This is a genomic window from Candidatus Poribacteria bacterium (assembly GCA_021295755.1).
GTDB lineage: Bacteria > Poribacteria > WGA-4E > WGA-4E > PCPOR2b > PCPOR2b.
The window spans coordinates 1-1417 of the sequence record JAGWBT010000145.1; the positions used below are offsets into that span (position 1 = coordinate 1).

Annotated in this window: 4 protein-coding genes; all 4 read left to right on the forward strand. The window is 46.6% G+C overall.

Annotation, left to right across the window (positions count from 1 at the left end; translation table 11 throughout):
• Positions 1-519: NADH-quinone oxidoreductase subunit J (locus J4G02_18520; protein MCE2396530.1), on the forward strand; the 519-nt coding region annotated here is incomplete at its 5' end.
• Positions 516-824 (forward strand): NADH-quinone oxidoreductase subunit NuoK, encoded by a 309-nt coding sequence (nuoK, locus tag J4G02_18525; protein ID MCE2396531.1) that lies wholly within the window; start codon positions 516-518, stop codon positions 822-824. The genes J4G02_18520 and nuoK, both read left to right, overlap by 4 nt.
• A 33-nt stretch (positions 825-857) precedes the next feature.
• The gene (locus J4G02_18530) at positions 858-1121 is read left to right on the forward strand and encodes a hypothetical protein (protein MCE2396532.1); all 264 of its coding nucleotides are present in this window, start codon (positions 858-860) and stop codon (positions 1119-1121) included.
• Positions 1122-1208: 87 nt separating this feature from the next.
• The coding region (locus tag J4G02_18535) for a hypothetical protein (GenBank protein ID MCE2396533.1) at positions 1209-1417 on the forward strand (209 nt) is incomplete at its 3' end.

Below are 1417 nucleotides of genomic sequence, written 5' to 3' on the forward strand. Positions count from 1 at the left end.
ATGGAATTGAATCCTCAACAATTGGTTTTCTACCTTTTCGCCTTGCTGACCATTGGATCGGCAGTGATCGTTGTAACGATAAAAAATATCGTCTACGCTGCCTTCGCATTGATGGTTACCCTCTTCAGCATTGCAGGACTTTATGTTTTCTTACAAGCTGATTTCCTTGCTGCCACCCAAGTGATAGTCTATGTTGGCGGTATTTTGGTGCTAATCCTATTTGGCGTTATGATGACAAGCGGCAGCTTGGACTTGAAACTAAAACTTCAACGTGGACAGATGTTCTGGGGAGGAATCGTATCGCTGATTCTCTTTGGGTTGCTTCTGAGTGTCATTACAAACACACCCCAATGGGAAAATGTGGACGCAGGGGCATCGCAGGAACCGACAACAAAGAAGATTGGCGAGATGATTATGAAAGAGGAGTTTTTGCTGCCATTTGAGATCGCGTCGATTCTGCTGTTGGTCGCCTTGATTGGTGCGGCGCTTATTTCTCGTAAGGAGGTCAGGGACGAATGAGTTTACAGAGCTACCTTGTTATCAGCATTATACTATTCTGTCTTGGAATCTTTTGCGTTTTGACGCGCAGAAACGCTATCAGCATCCTGATGGGGATCGAATTGATCCTCAATTCCTGTAACCTCAATTTTGCTGCCTTCTCCCGTTATGTGACGCCCCCTGATGACATCAGCGGTCAGATCATCGCGCTTTTTGGAATCGTCCTTGCCGCCGCAGAAGCCGCCGTCTTTTTAGCCATTATTCTGGCAATCTACAGAGAGTTCAGCACCATCAGTCCCGACGAAACCGATACTTTGAAGGGATAGTTTACGGTGCCCAATTGCTTAGGAGATGACAGAATGGGGCCTTTCGCCGTGGAACTCAAGTTAGCAAATAGTGTTGATACTGCACTTGTACATCGTGGCCTTCTCGCCCCCAATCAGGTGCGTCAAACCGAAATTCGGGGTGTAGTGGATACAGGAGCAGTACGATTGGTAATCCCCGAACATGTGGCAACGGAATTAGGCGTGCGTGAAGTTGATGAAATACAAGTTCGCTTGAGTCCAACCGAGATTCGGCACTCATCGGAGCAATTGTCCTCGAAGAACTGGATCTCCTTGTAGATTGTACCACAGAAAAATTAAGACCCCGTGACCCCAATCATATTATTTCAGAAATAGAGTAAGCAACTCCATTAGGAGATTTTTTATATGCCTGTTGTACCTCTTATTAGCATCATTTTGCTTGCACCCCTTGCGGCGTTTGCGTTTTTCGGCCTATTATCGCTGACCGGGCGCAATTATCGCCGCCAAGATCTGGTTTCAACCGCAGCAATGATTGTGGCATTCATCTGCTCCGTCCTCCTGTTTACAAACGTTATCAATGATCCGGGTAAATTTTCGCACGATGGCGCAGAGAT